This window comes from Sphingomonas sp. CCH21-G11 (assembly GCF_001555965.1).
Lineage (GTDB): Bacteria > Pseudomonadota > Alphaproteobacteria > Sphingomonadales > Sphingomonadaceae > Sphingomonas.
Genome location: NZ_LSHX01000024.1, coordinates 24,349 through 43,740, shown reverse-complemented (window position 1 = coordinate 43,740; position 19,392 = coordinate 24,349). Strand labels below are relative to the sequence as shown.

Below are 19,392 nucleotides of genomic sequence, written 5' to 3'. Positions count from 1 at the left end.
GATTAGGGCTGCGGCATCGCACTGCCCTTCGTTCCTAATGCCGGGACCCGCCGCATGACTGTGACCATCCGCGAATCCGACCTCATCGAAAGCGTCGCCGACGCGCTGCAATTCATCAGTTACTACCACCCGATGGATTATATCCGCGCGCTGGGCGACGCCTATCGCGCCGAACAGTCGCCGGCAGCCAAGGACGCGATCGCCCAGATCCTGACCAACAGCCGCATGTGCGCGGAGGGGCATCGTCCGATCTGTCAGGACACCGGCATCGTCACCGTCTTCGTCAAATGGGGTCAGGATTGTCGGTTGGACAGCACGCGCTCGCTTCAGGACGTGATCGATGAAGGCGTGCGCCGCGCCTATCTCCACCCCGAGAACAAGCTGCGTGCCTCGATCCTCGCCGATCCCGCCTTCACCCGCCGCAACACCCGCGACAACACGCCGTCGGTCCTTCACGTCGAAATGGTGCCGGGCGCGACCGTCAGCATCGACGTCGCGGCCAAGGGCGGCGGCAGCGAGAACAAGTCCAAGTTCAAGATGATGAACCCGAGCGATTCGATCGTCGACTGGGTGCTCGAAATGCTGCCGCAGATGGGCGCCGGCTGGTGCCCGCCGGGGATGCTGGGCATCGGCATCGGCGGCACCGCGGAAAAGGCGATGCTGCTCGCCAAGGAGTCGCTGATGGGCGCGATCGACATGGCGCAGCTGAAGGCGCGCGGGGCGCAGAATGACATCGAGGCGCTGCGCATCGAGATTTTCGACAAGGTCAACGCGCTCGGCATCGGCGCGCAGGGGCTGGGGGGCTTGTCCACCATCCTCGACGTCAAGATCGCCGACTGGCCGACGCACGCCGCGTCGAAGCCGGTGGCGATGATCCCCAATTGCGCCGCCACCCGTCACGCGCACTTCACCCTCGACGGATCGGGGCCCGCCTATCTGGAGGCACCGAAGCTGGACGAATGGCCCGACGTCAACTGGACACCCGACAAGGCGGCGATCCGCGTCGATCTCGACACGCTGACGCCGGAGGTGGTGCAGGGGTGGAAGCAGGGCGACCGGCTGCTGCTCAACGGCAAGATGCTGACCGGGCGTGACGCGGCGCACAAGCGGATCAAGGACATGCTCGACCGCGGCGAGAAGCTGCCCGTCGAGTTCAGGGGCCGCGTGATCTATTATGTCGGCCCGGTCGACCCGGTGGGCGAGGAAGTGGTCGGCCCCGCCGGGCCCACCACCGCGACGCGCATGGACAAGTTCACCCGCATGATGCTCGATCAGGGCCTGCTTGCCATGGTCGGCAAGGCCGAGCGCGGCCCGGCCGCGACCGAGGCGATTGCCGAGGCGAAGAGCGCCTATCTGATGGCGGTCGGCGGCGCGGCCTATCTCGTCGCGCGCGCCATCAAGGGGAGCCGTGTGGTGGGCTTCGCCGACCTCGGCATGGAAGCGATCTACGAATTCGAGGTGCGCGACTTCCCGGTCACCGTCGCGGTGGATGCGGAAGGCAACAATGTCCACCAGCTCGCCCCTCTGGTTTGGCGGGAGAAGATCGCGAAGGAGGGGTTGCTGGTCGGGTGAGGACAAGATCCTCCCCGTCGTGGACGGGGAGGGGGACCAGCCAAAGGCTGGTGGAGGGGTTTGATGCCGGCACCACGAACAAGCGTTGTCCGCGCCCGAAAGCTGCGTACCGACATGACCTTACCCGAAGTCCTGCTATGGCAGCGGCTTCGAACAAGGCCGGGCGGTGTAAAGTTTCGTCGCCAGCATCCGATCGGGCCCTATGTGCTCGATTTCTACGCGCCCGCTGCCCGCATCGCGATCGAAATAGATGGCATGACACATGAACTTGGCGATCGGCCGCAACGCGACGCACGACGGGACGCTTGGCTTGAGGAACAGGACATCATGACGATTCGAGTGGCGGCGGTGGAGGTCTTGCGCGACCCTGACGCGGTGGTTGTCCATCTGCTCGATCGTTGCACAATTCCCCTCCACCGTCCTGCGGACGGTCCCCCTCCCCATGCGAGGCATGGGGAGGATCTATGACCCTCCTCCGCTACCTTCTCGCCGTCCTGCTCTGGCTCGTCATCCTCGCGTTGCTTGCCATCGCGATCGTGCCCTCGTTCCTCGACCGGCGCTATTATGACGGGCGCGAGAGCGGGCATTATGATGGCGAACGCTTCTTCAATCCCGATGGCGAGGACACCGCATCCACGCCGACGCGGCGCAGCCGGGGGGCGTTTCTGTTCGCCCAGGCGACCGGCAATGACGGGCGGCCGCCCTGGCCCGCGCGCGTCGCGGTCACGCCGGCCAAGCCGCCGCGCCGGGTCGCGGGCGATCGGATGCTGGTCACCTGGGTCGGACACGCGACCGTGCTGGTCCAGACCGCCGGCCTCAACATCCTGACCGATCCGATCTGGTCGGACACCGCCGGCCCCTTCGGCTTCGGCCCGAGCCGGGTGGCCGAACCCGGCATCCGCTTCGACGACCTGCCGCCGATCGACCTGGTGGTGGTCAGCCACAATCACTACGATCACATGGACCTCGCCACGCTCAAAAGGCTGTGGGATCGCGACCGGCCGCAGATCGTCACCAGCCTGGGCAATGACAGCGTGATCCGCCAGGCGGGCGTGCCCGCGGCGGCGCTTGACTGGGGCGGGCGGACTGAGATCGTACCGCGCTGCGACGATAGCGACGCGTGCGCGCGCGATCCCCGGATCAGCGCGCCGGAAGTGATTGTCACCCGCAACCATCATTGGTCGAGCCGCTGGTTCACCGATCGCAACCGGGCGCTGTGGTCGAGCTTCGTCGTCAAGCTGCCGAGCGGCGGCAATTTGTTCTTCGCCGGCGACACCGGCGCGGGCGATTACGCCTGGGCGGACGAAGCGCGCGGCTACGGGCCGATCCGCCTCGCGCTGCTGCCGATCGGTGCGTTCCGCTTCCAGCCGGGGCAGATGTCGACCGGCAGCCATGTCGGTCCGGTCGAGGCGGTCGAGCTGTTCCGCCGGCTGGGCGCGACGCGAGCGATCGCGATCCACTGGGGCACGTTCCGCCTGTCCTATGAAGCGCGCGACACCCCGCCGCGTCTGCTAAAGGCCGCAATGGCTTGTGCAAGGGTGCCAGGGCGCTTCGACGCGATCGCCATCGGCCGCACGGTCGAGGTGCCGGTGGCTACCGACGCAACCCTCCCGCCGCCGCGTCCGCGGGGGGAAATCGATCGCTGCCTCGACACGCCGGCGGTGCGTGCGCTCAAATGATCCGCCGCCGGCTCGAACATGCCAGCCTGGACCGGATCGGCCTCGCCTGCCTGGCCGGTGGTCTTGCGACCGGCACCCTCGCCACCGCGCTCCATGCACTGGGCGGCGGCCATGACGTCGCGGCGCTGCTGCTCGTCTGGGGACTGGCGAGCGTCGTTGCGACACCGGTCGTCGCGGTGCTGGGCGGGCTGTTGTGGGTGATGGTACGGCGCATCGGGCTGACCGGCCCGACCGCGGCCATCGTCGCCGGAGTGGCGGCCAGCCTGTTGTTTGGCGTGCTGCTCAATGCCGATGCCGACATGCTCGGCGCGGCGAGCGCGCGCTATCGCTGGATCAGCGCGCTGGCGACCGGCATTGCCGCCGCGCCGCCCGGCATTGCCGTTGCGCTGCTGATGTGGCGCGTCGCCTATCGCCGGCTCGGCTGAGCCACCCCTGCCTCAGCCCGGCATCGGGGCGTTGAACGCGGCGATCTTGTTGCCTTCCGGGTCGCGGAAATAGGCGCCGTAGAAGCCCATCTCTTCCGGCGCGCGCAGTCCCGGCGGTCCGTCGCAGGTCCCGCCGAGCTCCAGCGCCTTGGCGTGGAGCGCATCGACCTTGTCGCGGCTGTCCATGATCAGCGCGACCATGTTGCCGTTGCCGGCGCGTGCTGCATTGCCGTCATAGGGTTTGGTGATCGCGATGCCCGGCATCTTCCAGTCGGTGCCGTACATGGTGAAGCCGTTTTCCTCCATCTGCATCAGCCGCTTGGCCCCGATCACGCCCAGCAGCCCATCGTAGAAGGCGCGTGCGCGATCCAGATCGTTCACGCCCAACGTCACATAGCCGATCATGTCCCTCTCCCTACGTCCGATATGTCCGTTCCGGCGACCTCAGCCCTTGCACGCGCCGATCCGCTTGCCGCTGACCTTGGCCCTCATCTTCATCACGCTGTCGCCCATGCGCGTTTCCATCGCATTGTCGAGCGCGAAGGCGGTGTCGGAAAAGGTGCCGTTGACCGACATCCGCATGTCGCCGCCGCCGTCCTTGCCCCGACATGCCAGAGTGCCGTCGATCCGGCCGCCGCCCATGCGAAAGCGTTCATAGCGGCACTGGCCGTTGGAGCCGGTGAAGACACCCGATTCCGGGTTCTCGGCCTCCTCGGGCGTGACGCAGTTGGTGACGGTGGTCTTGGCCTCGCGCATCACCTTCATCACGTCGCTATGCGGACCGCCCTTGGGCATTCCCGGGATGTCGATATCGACCACTTCGACTGTGGTTTCCCACTCGCCCGGATTGAGCCGCATTGCGCCCGATGCCTTGGCCTGCTTGGCGACTTCGCCGGGTGCTGCATTGGTCAGATCGACCTCGCCGGTCTCCGCCGCCTGCTCGACGGTGCTGTTACCGCCGCTGCCGCCGCCACAGGCCGCCAGCATCAGGATCATCGGCGCGATCAGGATCCGCGCGGCGGTCATTGCCCGGCACCCGCGCCCGCGCCGCCCGGCTTCATCAGTTCCAGCACCGCGGCGGTCATCGCGATCGTGCCGGTGACGATCGCGGGTTCGGGCGCGACCTTGAACAGCGGCGAATGGTGCGAGGGGACGGCGGGGCCACCCTTGGCCGCGGCGTCGAACGCCGCCTGCGGCGTGCCGCCGACCGCGAAATAATAGCCCTTCACCCCCGTGTCGGGCTGGACGAAATAGGTGAAGTCCTCCGCACCCATGCCCTTCTGCTCGAACGGGACGAAGGCGTCGTCGCCCAGCGCGGCCTTCATCACGCCGTTCAGCCGCTGGGCGAGGTCGCGGTCGTTGATCGTGGTCGGCGTGCCTTCGATCACGTTGACCACCGGCATCTTGTCTTCGGGCATGCCGTTCAATTCGCCGACCCCGCGCGCGATGCGCTTGATGCCGTCGATCAGCCGCTTGCGTTCCGCCTCGTCATTGGCGCGCACCGTGACCTGCAGGCGCGCTTCGTCGGAAATGATGTTGTGCTTCAGCCCTGAATGGAACGAGCCGACGGTGATGACGCCGGGCTTCAGCGGCTGCTGTTCGCGGCTGATCAGCCCCTGGAGCGCGATGACGAGTTGCGACGCCATATAGACCGGGTCCTTGCCCGCATGGGGGCTTGCGCCATGCGCGCCGATGCCCGGCACGATGATGTCGACCGAATCGGACGAGGCATATTGGATGCCCTCCGACGCCGAAACCTTGCCGCTCGCCAGGTCGGCGGCGACGTGGAAGGCGAGCGCATAGTCGGGCTTGGCGAAGCGGGTATAGAGCCCGTCGGCCACCATCGCCTTGGCGCCGCCGACGCGCTCCTCGGCGGGCTGGACGACAAACATGACCGTACCGGCCCAGCGGTCCTTCATCGCCGCCAGCCGCCGCGCGGTGCCAATCATCGACGTGATGTGGGTGTCATGGCCGCAGGCGTGCATGACCGGCGTCTCGACCCCGTCGACACCGACCTGGCGCACGGTCGATGCATAGCCGAGCCCCGACTTCTCCTCGACCGGCAGGCCGTCCATGTCGGCGCGTACCAGCACCACCGGACCCGCCCCGTTCTTCATCACGCCGACCACGCCGGTGCCGCCGACCCCTTCGGTGACGACGACGCCGGGCACCTTGCGCAGCTCGGCCGCCATGCGCGCCGCGGTCCTGGTTTCCTTGAACGACAATTCGGGGTTGCGGTGGAACCACTCGAACGTCTGCGCCAGGTCGCGCGCGTAATCGGCGCGGACGGCCTGGGCGTAATCGGGCTCGGCATAAGCGGGCATCGCGATGGCGCTGCCGATCAGCAGCGCGGACACGAAGGTGGCGGACGAACGGCGCATCGATCTCTCCCCGGAAGTTTTTCCCAGCCTATCGCAACCGTATGCCAAGTCGAGTCCGGAGCCTGAGTCACCGAACACAATCGCTTGAGATTTACCTGTCACCCCGGACTTGATCCGGGGTCCCACTGCCTGTTCCGTCGCAAGATAAAGCGGGACCCCGGGTCAAGCCCGGGGTGACGCGGATAGATGGTTGGTGCCCGGACCCAAAAGCCAGTTTGCGGTCGGCCTGTTCGGCTTCCGGTTGCCGCGGACCCGGTTCGTTCTCATATTGCGGCGCATGGCCATTCAGATTCGCACCAGCCTCGCCGAGCCCGATACCGGGCAGAGCTTCGTGCCGCACCGGCCCCAGCGCCCGGACAAGGTCGAGGGTGGGAAGCGATTCAAGCTGGTGAGCGAATACACCCCGTCCGGCGACCAGCCGGGCGCGATCGCCGAGCTGGTCGAGCAAGCGCGCGCGGGCGAGAAGGACCAGGTGCTGCTGGGCGTCACCGGATCGGGCAAGACGTTCACCATGGCCAAGGTGATCGAGGAGCTCCAGCGACCGGCGCTGATCCTGGCGCCCAACAAGATCCTCGCAGCCCAGCTCTATGGCGAGTTCAAGAGCTTCTTCCCCGAAAACGCGGTCGAATATTTCGTCAGCTATTACGACTATTATCAGCCCGAAGCCTATGTGCCGCGCTCCGACACCTATATCGAAAAGGAGTCGAGCGTGAACGAAGCGATCGACCGGATGCGCCATTCGGCGACCCGGTCGTTGCTGGAGCGCGACGACGTGCTGATCGTCGCGTCGGTCTCGTGCCTCTACGGCATCGGCTCGGTCGAGACCTATTCGGCGATGATCTTCGACCTGAAAAAGGGCCAGGTGGTCGATCAGCGCGAGATCATCCGCAAGCTGGTCGCGCTTCAGTACAAGCGCAACGAGGCCGCGTTCGCGCGCGGCAATTTCCGGGTGCGCGGCGATAGCCTCGAACTCTTCCCGTCGCACTATGAGGACACCGCCTGGCGGATCAGCTTTTTCGGGGATGAGATCGAGGAGATTGTCGAGTTCGATCCGCTGACCGGATCGAAGGTCGCCAGCCTCAACTATGTCCGGGTCTACGCCAATTCGCACTATGTGACGCCAGGCCCGACGCTCAAGCAGGCGACCGAAGCGATCCGTTTCGAGCTCGCCGAGCGGCTGAAGGAATTGCAGGCCGAAGGCAAGCTGCTGGAAGCGCAACGGCTGGAGCAGCGCACCCATTTCGACCTGGAGATGATCGCCGCGACCGGCAGCTGCGCAGGCATCGAGAATTACAGCCGCTTCCTGACCGGGCGGCTGCCCGGCGAGCCGCCGCCGACGCTGTTCGAATATCTGCCCGAGAACGCGCTGCTGTTCGTCGACGAAAGCCATGTGACCGTGCCGCAGATCGGCGGCATGGCGCGCGGCGACCACCGGCGCAAGATCACGCTCGCCGAATATGGCTTCCGCTTGCCGTCGTGCATCGACAACCGGCCGCTGCGCTTCAACGAATGGGACGCGATGCGCCCGCAGACGGTGTCGGTATCGGCAACCCCGGGCAGCTGGGAAATGGAGCAGACCGGCGGCGTCTTCGTCGAACAGGTCATCCGCCCGACCGGCCTGATCGACCCGCCGGTCGAAATTCGCCCGGTCGAGGAACAGGTGCAGGACCTGATCGTCGAGGCACGCAAGACCGCCGAGCTGGGCTATCGCACCCTCGTCACCACCCTGACCAAGCGGATGGCCGAGGACCTGACCGAATATATGCACGAAGCGGGGCTCAAGGTCCGCTACATGCATTCCGACGTCGAGACGCTGGAGCGGATCGAGCTGATCCGCGACTTGCGGATGGGCGTCTATGACGTGCTGATCGGCATCAACTTGCTGCGCGAGGGGCTGGACATTCCCGAATGCGGGCTGGTCGCGATCCTGGACGCGGACAAGGAGGGGTTCCTGCGTTCGGAAACCTCGCTCGTCCAGACGATCGGCCGCGCCGCGCGCAACGTCGAGGGGCGCGTTATCCTGTATGCCGATCGCATCACCGGCAGCATGGAGCGCGCGATGCGCGAGACCGACCGCCGGCGCGAAAAGCAGATCGCCTACAACACCGCGCACGGCATCACGCCGACGACGATCAAGCGCAACATCGGCGACATCATCGCGCACGTCGCCAGCAAGGACCAGGTGACCGTCGAGATCGACGCCGATCGCCCGCACATGGTCGGCCACAATCTGCGCAGCTATATCGAGGATCTCGAAAAGAAGATGCGCAAGGCCGCCGCCGACCTCGAGTTCGAGGAAGCCGGCCGCCTGCGCGACGAAATCCGTTCGCTTGAGGCCCAGGAACTCGGTCTCCCCGACGACCAGCGCAAGGCCCCGATCATGGGCCGCTCCAACGAAGGCAAGCCGGGCACCCGCAAGGACCGCTTCGGCAAGACGCAGCGGAAATTTTCAAAAAGTTTTCGCGCAGGGTCGAATAGCTAAATAATTGAAAAGTAATATTTGTCGCATGATGGGAAGTTAGAATACGATCCGAATAATTGATTTATTCTTCGTGACTTAGGGAAAATGGTTTTGTCGCACCGTGCGACATAAGCTCTTGTTTAAATTCAATTGTTGGGCGCTAATGAGATGGCTTGTCCCGTATTGATTAGGTCGAGCCATGATCCACTCTTTCGTCGATCCTGAAGCCGAACGCATCTGGCGCGGCGAGCGGAGCCGGAAGCTGCCGCCTGACATTCAGGATCGCGCCCTCGACAAGCTGAAGCTGCTCAACCGGGCGCGGACGCTGGACGACCTGCGCAACCCGCCCTCAAACCGACTCCATGCGCTCAAGCGCGACCGCGTTGGCCAGCTCAGTATTTCAATTAACGACCAATGGCGTATATGCTTCGTCTGGAAGGACGGACATGCAGAGCGCGTCGAAATCACCGACTACCACTAACCCGGACTGGCTGCACAACAGCCATGCTGGCGAATTGCTGTGGTCGGAATTCATGGAGCCGCTGGGCATGGATGCGGCTTCGCTGGGCCAAGCGATCGGCGTCGATAGCGCGCGCGTTCAGGCGGTGATCGCAGGCACTGTGCCTATGGATGGCGAACTTGACCTGCGCCTCGCCCGCTATTTCCGCATGTCCGAGGGCTTTTTCCTTGGTCTCCAGACGGATTACGAACTACTCGAAGCCAAGCGTGCGCTGAATGGCGAGCTCGATCGCATCGTGCCCCGGGCGGCCTGATCGCAAGCTGCTATCGAGCGGTTGAGCGGGGGCGCGGGTTCGCCCATAAGCGCGTGATGCGTATCCTCATCCCGTTTGCGTCGCTGGTCGTGCTCGGCGCGTGTGTCGCGCCTTCCAAGCCGCCGCCGGCGCCCGTCGCTGCTCCGCCGCCCGCGGCGGTGCCTCCGGTTGCGCCTAACCCCTATGTCGGGGATTGGCGCGACTGGCCGATGGCGGCGGGGACATGGGCCTATGCGGCGACTTCCGGCGGATCGCAGGCGACATTTGGCAGCGCGCCCGCCGCCGCGCTGGCGGTACGGTGCGACCGGGCGGGGCAGCGCGTGGTGCTGACGCGCGCGGGCGTGCAGGGGACGGCGGTGACGATCCGGACGACGAGCACCGTGCGCGCGCTGACCGGCACCGCAACGGCGGCGGGGGTGGAGGTCAGCCTGGGCGCGCGCGACCCGCTGCTCGACGCAATGGGATTCAGCCGCGGGCGCTTCATCGTCGAGGCGCCGCCGGCCGCGCCGCTGGTCGTGCCGGCCTGGCCAGAATTGCTGCGGGTGACGGAGGACTGCCGACGCTGATCGCCGATCGGCAGGGCGAGCAGAATCGTCGATAATTATTTTCAATTCAAGTCTTGTTCTGCGACTCGCGGTGATTCACATTCGTCGTGCATCCAGCAGGGTGCGCAGGCTTCAACTAGCGAAAGGAGGTGATCCGATGTCTCATGGTTCAGCAATGGGGTCGGTTCAGTTCGTTCGGGAGACGCGCCGCTGAGCTGAAGCGCGGACGGAAGCCCTCCGTCCGTAATGACATGCGGGAGGTATCCTCCTCCAATCAACGCATGTCCGCTTCGGTAACGCGGCCCGCATGGTCTCCCGGGCTGGAGCTCTCCGGCCGCTGACCATGTCGGAGGTCGCCGGGGTCCTCGAGTGCGAGGCCCCGGCGGCCTCTTTCATTTCAAGGACGCGCGATTGCGCTTGTCCTTCGACACGCCGCCCTTCGACTGCCTGCCAAGGCAGGCGCTCAGGACAGGCTTCGACAAGCTCAGCGACTACTCAGGATGAGCGGGTTCATTCACTCTCCTCGATTTTTGGCGGCCCCGGCCTGCGCCGGGGCGATGCGGTCGCATTTCATTCCAGCGCCAGTCCCTTCAATCGATAGAGCAGGTCGAGCGCCTCGCGCGGGGTGAGGGCGTCGACGTCGAGCGTCGCGAGCTGGTCGCGCAGCGGATCGGTGGCGGGTGCCGCCTCGGGCGTGGCGACTGCTGCGAACAGCGGCAGGTCGTCGAGCCCGGCGGCGATTCCGCCCGTCCGCTCGCGCCCGGCCTCCAGCTTTGCCAGTACCGCCTTGGCGCGCGCGATGGTAACCGGCGGCAGCCCGGCGAGGCGCGCGACCGCCAGGCCGTAGCTGCGGTCGGCGGGTCCGTCCGCGACTTCGTGCAGCAGCACCAGATCGCCCTTCCACTCGCGCGCGCGGACATGGTGGAGGCTGAGCGCGGGGCAGCGCTCCGCCAGCCGGGTCAGCTCGTGATAATGCGTCGCGAACAGGCAGCGGCAGCGATTATCCTCATGAATCGCCTCGACCACCGCCCAGGCGATGGCGAGCCCGTCATAGGTGCTGGTGCCGCGCCCGACCTCATCCAGGATGACGAAGCTGCGCGGGGTCGCCTGCGCCAGGATCGCGGCGGTTTCGACCATCTCGACCATGAAGGTCGATCGGCCGCGCGCCAGATTGTCCGACGCGCCGACCCGGCTGAACAAGCGGTCGACCAGGCCCAGCGTCGCCTGCGCCGCCGGGACATAGCTGCCCGCCTGTGCCAGCACCGCGATCAGCGCGTTCTGGCGCAGAAAGGTCGATTTGCCGCCCATGTTGGGCCCGGTGACGAGCCACAGCCGCGAATCCTCCGACAGGCGGCAGTCATTGGCGACGAAGCGTTCGCCCGCGCGCGCCAGCGCGTCCTCGACCACCGGATGCCGCCCGCCGCTGATTTCGAAACAGGCATGGTCGACCAGCGCCGGCCGCGTCCACCCGGCCTCTGCGGCGCGTTCGGCGAGGCCGGCGGCGACGTCGATCCGCGCGAGCGCGTCGGCGGTCGCCGCAATCGCCTCGCGCCGGTCGACGGCGCGCGCGGTCAGCTCCTCCAGATGCGCGGCCTCCGCAGCGATGGCGTGGGCGCCCGACTGGGTGACGCGCAGCGCGACGTCATGAAGGTCGGGGGCGTTGAAGCGTACGACGCCCGCGAGCGTCTGGCGGTGGGTGAAGCCGCTGTCGGGGCGCATCAGCGCGTCGGCAGCGCGCGCCGGCACCTCGATATGGTAACCGAGCACGCCGTTATGGCGGACCTTGAGCGCGGAAATGCCGGTACGCTGGCGATATTCGGCCTCCAGCGCGGCGATGGCGCGTCGCCCCCCGGCACCCGTGGCGCGCAGGTCGTCGAGCGCGATGTCATAGCCCTCCGCGATGAAGCCGCCGGCGCTGGCATCGACAGGCGGTTCGGGCACGAGCGCGCGTTTCAGCAGATCGACCAGCTCGCCATGGCCGCGCAACTGCGGCGCGAGCGTGCGGAGTAGCGCGGGCGCGTCGGCGATCTGCCCCAGCCGCTCGCCCAGCCGCCACGCGCCGTCCAGCCCGTCGCGCAGCTGGCCGAGGTCGCGCGGGCCGCCGCGCCCCGCCGCCAGCCGCCCGATCGCCCGGCCGATATCGGGGAGCGCGCGCAGCGTCGCGCGCACGCCGTCGCGCAGGCCGGGCGTGTCGTGGAAATACTGGACCACATCGAGCCGCGCCTCGATCGCCGCGCGGTCCATCAGCGGGGCGGCGATGTCGGCAGCGAGCAGTCGCGCGCCCGCGCCGGTGACGGTGCGGTCGACCGCGTCGAGCAGGCTGCCGCGCCGGGTGCCTGCGCTCGACTGGGTCAGCTCCAGGCTTTCGCGCGTCGCGGCGTCGATCGCCATGCTGGCGTCGCTTCGGTCGAGGCGCGGTGGGCGCAGAAAGGGCAGCGCGCCCTTTGCCGTATGGTCGAGATAGGCGACCAGCCCGCCGGCAGCGGCGAGTGCCGCGCGCCCGAACGGGCCGAAGCCGTCAAGCGTCGCCACGCCGAACAGCGCGCGCAGCCGCGCCTCGCCCGCGCCGCTGTCGAAGCTGGCGCGCGGGCGGATGCCGGTCGCCAGCGCCTCGTGCGGCGATCCTTCGGCGACGATGGTCTCGGCCGGTGCGAGCCGGGCGAGCTCGGCCACGAGCGCGTCCGCGCGGGTGGCCACGATCTCGAACCGGCCGGTCGACACGTCGGCGGCGGCAATGGCGACCTCGCCCGCCGCCTCGCCGATGGCGACGCACCAGTTGGTGCTGCGGCTGTCGAGCAGGGCCTCCTCGGTCAGCGTGCCGGCGGTGACGACGCGGACAATCGCGCGCCTGACCAGCGCCTTGGCCCCTGCGCGCTTCCTGGCCTGCTCGGGTGTCTCGACCTGCTCGGCGATGGCGACGCGGTGCCCGGCCTTGATCAGCCGCTGGAGATAGGCGGTGGCGGCGTGGACGGGCACCCCGCACATCGGCACCCGGTCGCCGCCATGTTCGCCGCGTGCGGTCAGCGCGATGTCGAGCACGCCGCTCGCCACTTTGGCGTCGTCGAAGAACATCTCGAAAAAGTCGCCCATGCGATAGAAGAGCAGGCAATCCTGCGCCTCCGCCTTGAGCGCGAGATATTGCGCCATCATCGGCGTGGGCGGGGCGGGTGCATCAGCCATCGGCGCGAGCGTTAGCGCAGCCATGCGGGCGCGCCAAAGGCCAATTGCGCGCGACGGCGACGGCACAAGGCCGGGGTGACGATTTGAAAAGTGACGGGACGATGATTGGAAAGGCCGGGGCGACGAATGTGATGCACGGGTGACGATTGGAAACGGATCGCAACCGGCCGTAAATGTCACGTGCCCGTTTCGTCTCTATTGTGTGGCATCGTGCCTGGATGCTGCATCAGGTCCGGCATGACGGGATCGACGCACGTTCGCCACATGCCGTCACCCCGGCCTTGTGCCGGGGTCCACCGCGCCAAGCCGTGCAACGCGCAGCGGCGAATGCGCGGGATTGGGCCGGTCGCGCGCGACCAGTGGCCAGCGACATCGCGGGCTGCACGGTGGACCCCAGCACAAGGCCGGGGTGACGATCTGAAAAGCGGCGGAGTGACAATCTGAAAAGGGGCGGGCGATGATTGGAAGGGGTCGGGGTCACGATCTGAAGGGCAAGAGTGCCGACCGGAACGCGATCGCAGCTGGCTCCGAACGCTGCGCGTTTCCGCGTCGCTTCAAAAGGTGGGGACCGGGATGCGGGACCCGTTTCGATGTCACCGGTCGGCGGGTGGCGACGGCAATCGTCATGCCGGGGCTGGATCAGTCGCGGCCAGCGTCCTAGAGGCTGGGGCATGGCGAGGGAGAGCGCGCGGCGATGACCGAAGAGACGACCAACCAGTTTTCCGACCGCGAGGCGCTGCTGTTCCACTCGGAAGGGCGGCCGGGCAAGATCGAGATCATCGCGTCCAAGCCGATGGCGACGCAGCGCGACCTGGCACTTGCCTATTCGCCGGGCGTCGCGGTGCCGGTGAAGGCGATCGCCGAAGATCCCGCCACCGCCTACGACTATACCGCCAAGGGCAATCTGGTCGCGGTGATTTCCAACGGCACCGCGATCCTGGGACTGGGCAATCTGGGCGCGCTCGCCTCCAAGCCGGTGATGGAGGGCAAGGCGGTGCTGTTCAAGCGCTTTGCCGATGTCGATTCGATCGACCTCGAAGTGGCGACCGAGGATGTCGACGCCTTCATCAACTGCGTCGCGCTGCTCGAGCCGTCGTTCGGCGGCATCAACCTTGAGGACATCAAGGCGCCTGAATGCTTCATCATCGAGCAGGCGTTGCGCGAGCGGATGAACATTCCGGTGTTCCATGACGACCAGCACGGCACCGCGATCATCACCGCCGCCGGCCTGATCAATGCCTGCCTGCTGACCGGGCGGCGCATGGACGAGATCAAGGTGGTGGTGAATGGCGCGGGCGCGGCCGCCATCGCCTGCACCGAGCTGATCAAGGTGATGGGCGTGCGTGGCGACAATGTCATCATGTGCGACCGCCAGGGCGTGATCTATCAAGGCCGCACCGAGGGCATGGACCAGTGGAAGTCGGCGCACGCCGCGGTGACCGACCGCCGCACGCTGACCGAGGCGCTGGTGGGTGCCGACGTGTTCCTGGGCCTGTCGGCGGCCGGCGCGCTCAAGCCCGAGATGGTCAAGGACATGGCGCCCGCACCGATCATCTTCGCCATGGCCAATCCCGAGCCGGAAATCCGCCCCGAACAGGCCAAGGCCGCGCGCCCCGACGCGATCATCGCCACCGGCCGGTCGGATTATCCCAACCAGGTCAACAATGTGCTCGGCTTCCCCTTCATCTTTCGCGGCGCGCTCGACGTGCGGGCGACCGGCATCAACGATGCGATGAAGATCGCCGCCGCCAACGCCATCGCCGAGCTGGCCCGCAAGCGGGTGCCCGAGGAAGTGGCGATCGCCTATGGCGTGCAGCATAATTTCGGTCCCGACTACATCATCCCGGCGCCGTTCGATTCGCGGCTGATGGAGGTGGTGCCGGTCGCGGTGGCCAAGGCGGCGATGGATTCAGGCGTGGCGACGCGGCCGATCCTCGACATGGCGGCCTATCGCCAGACGCTGCGCGCGCGATTGAACCCGACCACGTCGGTGCTGACGCTCGCCTATGAAGGCGCGCGCGCGCGGCCGAAGCGGGTGCTGTTCGCGGAAGGCGAGGAGGAAGTCGTGCTGCGCGCGGCGATCGCGTTCAAGGACGGCGGCTATGGCACGCCGGTGCTGGTCGGGCGCGACGATGTCCATGACCGGCTGCGCGCGCTGGGCGTGACGGATCCCGACAGCTTCGAAGTGCACAACAGCCGCGTGTCGCCGTTGGTGCCGCGCATGGTCGACTTCCTCTATGGCAGGTTGCAGCGCCGCGGTTATCTGCGCCGCGATTGCGAGCGCATGGTCAACCAGGACCGCAACATCTTCGGCGCGCTGATGCTCCAGCTCGGCGAAGTCGACACGATGATCACCGGCATCACGCGTACCTATGCGCAGAATATCCGCGAGGTGCGCCGCGTCATCGATCCGCTGCCGGGCAAGACGCCGTTCGGCATCCACATCCTGGTCGGCCAGAGTCACACCGTGTTCATCGCCGACACGACGGTGAACGAGCGGCCGAGCGCCGAGGAACTGGCCGACATCGCCGAACAGACCGCGCAGGTCGCGCGGCGGATGGGGCATGAGCCGCGCGTCGCGTTCCTGAGTTATTCGACCTTCGGCAATCCCGAGGGCAAGTGGATCGACAATATCCGCGGCGCGGTGTGCGTGCTCGACGGGCGCGATGTCGGCTTCGAATATGAAGGCGAAATGGCGCCCGACGTGGCGCTCAATCCGGTGCAGCTGGCCAAGTTTCCATTCGCGCGGCTGTCCGGCCCGGCCAATGTGCTGATCATGCCCGGGCTGCAGTCGGCGAACATCTCCGCGAAATTGCTGCGCGAACTGGGCGGCGACACGATGATCGGTCCGATGCTGCTCGGCATGGAGAAATCGGTGCAGATCGCGCCGATGACGAGCACCGCGAGCGAGCTGGTGACGCTGGCGGTGCTCGCCGCGGGCGGGATCGCGCGCTAGCCGATCCCGCCAGGGCGGCACCCGCCTGGCGCCTAGAGCGCCTCGCGTGCTTCCTGATCGAGCGCGTTCGTCGCCGGCCTGGACTGCGCGGGGTCGGCGATCGCATAGCGGCGGCGATAGGCGAGCGGCGGTGCCTCGATGAAGCGATAGCTGAGATACCCGATCGGCAGCATCGCCAGGAATGCCGGCACGGCAAAGGCGAGCGCGACGTAGAAGTTCGACAGGTCGAAATATCGGTCGAGCAGGCGCGCCATGTGGTGCACGACGAACGCGTGAAGCAGGTAGATCGAATAGCTGTACGCGCCGGCTTTCGCGACCAGCCACGACACGCCGCGGTCGCGGAACGCCGTCGACTGGTCATAATATGCAATCAGCGCGGCGAAGCAGGCCGCTTCGATCGTCGGCAGGATGATCCAGATCGGTGATCGCTCCAGCCCATTCGAGCCGCCCAGTCGGTCGAACGCCCAGTAGAAGGCGCAATAGACGAGCAGGACCAGCAGCGCGAGCCGATGACGCCGGGCGAAGTGGTGCCGATACTGAAACGCGAGGATCCCCAGCACGAAATCGTCGTATCGGCCGATGATGGTGAAATAGGCCGCCGTCTTCACCTCGCCCAGCTGAAGGAAAATGCCGGTCCGCAGCGCGATCGATCCGAGCAGCGAGAGCGCGAGCCATGCCGGGTTGCGGCGCAGCACGACCAGCAGCAAGGGCAGGATGACGTAGAAGTGCAGCTCGACCGCGATCGACCAACCGCCGTTCGGCCAGCTGGGCAGGATCAGGCCCAGCGGCAAGGATGCGGCATAGCCGGCCCAGTCGCCGCCATGCAGCACGATATTGGCACCCGCAAGCGCCATGGTGACGAGGAGGAGCGGGGCGAGGCGCAGCAAGCGGTTCCAAAGGAACCAGCCGATCAGGATGCGGCGCCCGTCGAGCAGCTTGGCGAAGATGTAGCCCGACAAGGCCATGAACAGCGCGACGCCGGTGTGCCCTTCGTCAAATGGTGCGAGCACGAAGACATCGGGCGCGCCGTCGAAGGATACCGGCGTGCCGTCCATCCAGTGGAGGAAATGCCAGCAGAAGACGAGAAAGGCCGCGAGCGCACGAATGTGATCGAGCGCGATCCAATGTTCACCGGTCGTTGACCGCACCACTATCCCCCATGTCGCCTGCGCAGGCGCCTATCGTCGACCCGTGCCGGGAGCGATAGTGGCTGGCCGTGTCGTTGGGAAGAGCGGCGGGGATGCGCAGGGATGCGGCTCACGCGTCGATGCTGGTCCCCAGCGATGCATTGACCAGGCCGCCGTCGACCGTGATCGTGTCGCCGACCACATAGTCGCCGGCGCGGCTGGCGAGGTAGATGGCGGCGGCGGCCATGTCCTCCGCCTCGCCGATGCGCCTGGCGGGGATCGCTTGGCCGACCGCGTCGCCATGATCGCGCGCGGCCTTGTTCATGTCGCTCGCGAAGGCGCCGGGGGCGATCGAGGTGACGTTGATTGCGTCGCGGATCAGCCGGGCGGCCATGCGCTTGGTCAGATAGATCAGCGCCGATTTGGATGCGTGATAGCTGTAGGTTTCCCACGGGTTGAGCCGCTGGCCGTCGATAGAGGTGATGTTGATGACCTTGGCCGGGCGCGCGCGCGACGCGGCGGCTTTCAGCGCGGGGTGCAGCGCCTGAGTGAGGAAGAAGGGCGACTTGACGTTGAGGTCCATGACCTTGTCCCAGCCCTTTTCGGGGAAATCCTCGAACGGCTCGCCCCAGGCGGCACCGGCATTGTTGACGAGGATGTCGAGCCGGTCCTCATGCTCGGCAAGCTGCGCGGCGAGCGCCTTGCACCCGGCGACGGTCGACACGTCCTGGGGCAGCGCGATGCAGTTGGGGCCGAGTTCCTCGGCGGTGGCGAAGCAGGCGTCGGCCTTGCGGGCCGAGATATAGACCTTCGCGCCCGAGGAGACGAAGCCCGCGGCGATCATCTTGCCGATACCGCGCGAGCCGCCGGTGACCAAGGCGACGCGGCCGTCGAGGCGGAACAGGGTGGTCGTGTCCATGTGCATCCTTTCACTGGTGGTCGGACCCGAGGCGGGTCGAGTCAGGCTTGGTATCGGGCAGCCCGCCGCGGCAAAGCCGCGTCGTCAGACGGCGCAAGCGCCGCTGACCGGGCTCGCCGCCGGGTCACGGATCGGGTTCCCCGATCCGCTGCGGCGAGCCTATCCCCCGCGCTTCATCGTTTCGCGGGCGATGATGAGCTGCTGGATCTGGCTGGTGCCTTCGTAGATGCGGAACAAGCGGACGTCGCGATAGAGGCGCTCGATGCCGTAATCGGCGATGTAACCGGCGCCACCGTAGATCTGCACCGCGCGATCGGCGACGCGGCCGACCATTTCGCTGGCATAGTATTTGGCTGCCGCGCTTTCCATGACCACGTCGTCGCCCGCATCCTTGCGCGCGGCGGTTTCCAGAACGAGGGCGCGGGCGGCGAGGGCTTCAGTCTTTGAGTCGGCGATCATCGCCTGGATCAGCTGGTGTTCGGCGATGGGTTTGCCGAACTGGCGGCGCTCGCCGGCATAGGCGACGCAGTCGGCGATCAGCCGCTCGGCGACGCCCACGCACACCGCGGCGATGTGCAGCCGGCCGCGATCGAGCACCTGCATCGCGATCTTGAAGCCCTGGCCCTCCGCGCCCAGCCGGTTGGCGGCGGGGACGGGCACCTCGTCGAGGTTGAGGTCGGCGACTTTCGCGCCCTTCTGCCCCATCTTCTTTTCCGGCTCGCCCACCGACACGCCGGGCAGGTTGCGCGGCACCAGGAAGGCGGAAACGCCGCGCCCGCCGGGTTCGTCGCCGGTGCGCGCCATGACGGTGAACAGGTCGGCCTTGTCGGCGTTGGTGATGTAGCGCTTGGTGCCGGACAGCCGATAGACGTCGCCGTCCCTGACCGCGCGGGTCTTCACGCTGCCGCTGTCGGACCCGACATCGGGTTCGGTCAACGCGAAGCTGGTGACGATCTCGCCGCTGGCGATGCGCGGCAGCCACTGCGCCTTCTGGTCGGGCGTGCCGGCGATCACGAGGCCCTGGCTGCCGATGCCGACATTGGTGCCGAAGGTCGAGCGGAAGGCGGGCGTGGTGCGGCCAAGCTCGATCGCGACGCGGCACTCCTCGCCCATGGTCAGGCCGAGCCCGCCATATTCGGGCGCGATCGACAGGCCGAACAGGCCGAGCGCCTTCATCTCGTCGACGATATCGGCGGGAATCGCGTCGTCGGACTCGACCCGCGCCTCGAGCGGGCGCAGGCGCTCCGCGACGAAGCGGCGGACCGTGTCGATCAGCGCGTCAAAGGTTTCCGGATCCAGCGCCATCCCCTGCCTTTCGCAAGCCGTGCGACGCTGGCGACCTCCAGCGTTCCTGTTGTTCGAACGGGCCATTCC

General features: G+C 67.0%; 16 protein-coding genes. 9 read left to right on the top strand and 7 right to left on the bottom strand.

The window, feature by feature from the left end; all coding sequences use genetic code 11:
* The first annotated feature begins 54 nt into the window (after positions 1-54).
* The 4 genes from AX676_RS05300 to AX676_RS05285 all read left to right on the top strand — a co-directional run bounded on the left by AX676_RS05300 (position 55) and on the right by AX676_RS05285 (position 3,676).
* Positions 55-1,572 carry a fumarate hydratase gene (locus AX676_RS05300; RefSeq protein ID WP_066480422.1) on the top strand — a complete coding sequence of 506 codons (1,518 nt, stop codon included), beginning with the start codon at positions 55-57 and terminating at the stop codon, positions 1,570-1,572.
* Between the two features lie 63 nt (positions 1,573-1,635).
* Positions 1,636-2,040: an endonuclease domain-containing protein gene (locus tag AX676_RS17055; protein ID WP_156437754.1), complete on the top strand. Its 405-nt coding sequence runs from the start codon at positions 1,636-1,638 to the stop codon at positions 2,038-2,040.
* Positions 2,037-3,251, top strand: a complete 1,215-nt coding sequence (locus tag AX676_RS05290) for an MBL fold metallo-hydrolase (protein ID WP_066480424.1) — start codon at positions 2,037-2,039, stop codon at positions 3,249-3,251. Before AX676_RS17055 ends, AX676_RS05290 begins: the two co-directional genes overlap by 4 nt.
* Positions 3,248-3,676: a hypothetical protein gene (locus AX676_RS05285; protein ID WP_066480426.1), complete on the top strand. Its 429-nt coding sequence runs from the start codon at positions 3,248-3,250 to the stop codon at positions 3,674-3,676. Before AX676_RS05290 ends, AX676_RS05285 begins: the two co-directional genes overlap by 4 nt.
* Before the next feature lie 12 nt (positions 3,677-3,688).
* On the opposite strand, the gene AX676_RS05280 is transcribed toward AX676_RS05285, so the two are convergent.
* The 3 genes from AX676_RS05280 to AX676_RS05270 are packed head-to-tail and all read right to left on the bottom strand — an operon-like array spanning position 3,689 to position 6,057.
* Positions 3,689-4,081, bottom strand: a complete 393-nt coding sequence (locus tag AX676_RS05280) for a VOC family protein (protein WP_066480428.1) — start codon at positions 4,079-4,081, stop codon at positions 3,689-3,691.
* A 39-nt stretch (positions 4,082-4,120) separates the two neighbouring features.
* A complete protein-coding gene (locus AX676_RS05275; RefSeq protein WP_066480430.1) occupies positions 4,121-4,702 on the bottom strand; it encodes a DUF3617 domain-containing protein in 582 nt (193 codons plus the stop codon).
* On the bottom strand, positions 4,699-6,057 hold the full coding sequence (locus AX676_RS05270; protein WP_066480431.1) for an amidohydrolase: 1,359 nt from the start codon (positions 6,055-6,057) through the stop codon (positions 4,699-4,701). The genes AX676_RS05275 and AX676_RS05270 overlap by 4 nt, the downstream gene beginning before the upstream one ends.
* 277 nt (positions 6,058-6,334) lie before the next feature.
* Between AX676_RS05270 and uvrB the strand changes: the two genes are divergently transcribed.
* From uvrB to AX676_RS05250, 4 genes are all read left to right on the top strand, one after another.
* Positions 6,335-8,539 carry an excinuclease ABC subunit UvrB gene (gene uvrB / locus AX676_RS05265; protein ID WP_066480432.1) on the top strand — a complete coding sequence of 735 codons (2,205 nt, stop codon included), beginning with the start codon at positions 6,335-6,337 and terminating at the stop codon, positions 8,537-8,539.
* 178 nt (positions 8,540-8,717) lie between these two features.
* Positions 8,718-8,999, top strand: coding sequence for a type II toxin-antitoxin system RelE/ParE family toxin (locus AX676_RS05260; protein WP_066480436.1), 282 nt, complete (start codon positions 8,718-8,720; stop codon positions 8,997-8,999).
* Positions 8,965-9,291 (top strand): HigA family addiction module antitoxin, encoded by a 327-nt coding sequence (locus AX676_RS05255; RefSeq protein ID WP_066480437.1) that lies wholly within the window; start codon positions 8,965-8,967, stop codon positions 9,289-9,291. The genes AX676_RS05260 and AX676_RS05255 overlap by 35 nt, the downstream gene beginning before the upstream one ends.
* Before the next feature lie 56 nt (positions 9,292-9,347).
* Positions 9,348-9,857, top strand: a complete 510-nt coding sequence (locus AX676_RS05250; RefSeq protein WP_066480438.1) for a hypothetical protein — start codon at positions 9,348-9,350, stop codon at positions 9,855-9,857.
* A 549-nt stretch (positions 9,858-10,406) separates the two neighbouring features.
* On the opposite strand, the gene mutS is transcribed toward AX676_RS05250, so the two are convergent.
* Positions 10,407-12,986 (bottom strand): DNA mismatch repair protein MutS, encoded by a 2,580-nt coding sequence (gene mutS / locus AX676_RS05245; RefSeq protein WP_066480613.1) that lies wholly within the window; start codon positions 12,984-12,986, stop codon positions 10,407-10,409.
* A gap of 724 nt (positions 12,987-13,710) precedes the next feature.
* Between mutS and AX676_RS05240 the strand changes: the two genes are divergently transcribed.
* Positions 13,711-15,972: an NADP-dependent malic enzyme gene (locus AX676_RS05240; protein WP_066480439.1), complete on the top strand. Its 2,262-nt coding sequence runs from the start codon at positions 13,711-13,713 to the stop codon at positions 15,970-15,972.
* A 32-nt stretch (positions 15,973-16,004) separates the two neighbouring features.
* Here AX676_RS05240 and AX676_RS05235 read toward each other — a convergent pair whose 3' ends face one another.
* From AX676_RS05235 to AX676_RS05225, 3 genes are all read right to left on the bottom strand, one after another.
* A complete protein-coding gene (locus AX676_RS05235; protein WP_066480616.1) occupies positions 16,005-17,120 on the bottom strand; it encodes an acyltransferase family protein in 1,116 nt (371 codons plus the stop codon).
* Between the two features lie 109 nt (positions 17,121-17,229).
* Positions 17,230-18,018: an SDR family oxidoreductase gene (locus AX676_RS05230; protein WP_066480441.1), complete on the bottom strand. Its 789-nt coding sequence runs from the start codon at positions 18,016-18,018 to the stop codon at positions 17,230-17,232.
* Positions 18,019-18,177: 159 nt separating this feature from the next.
* The gene (locus tag AX676_RS05225) at positions 18,178-19,323 is read right to left on the bottom strand and encodes an acyl-CoA dehydrogenase family protein (protein WP_066480442.1); all 1,146 of its coding nucleotides are present in this window, start codon (positions 19,321-19,323) and stop codon (positions 18,178-18,180) included.
* Positions 19,324-19,392: the final 69 nt, after the last annotated feature.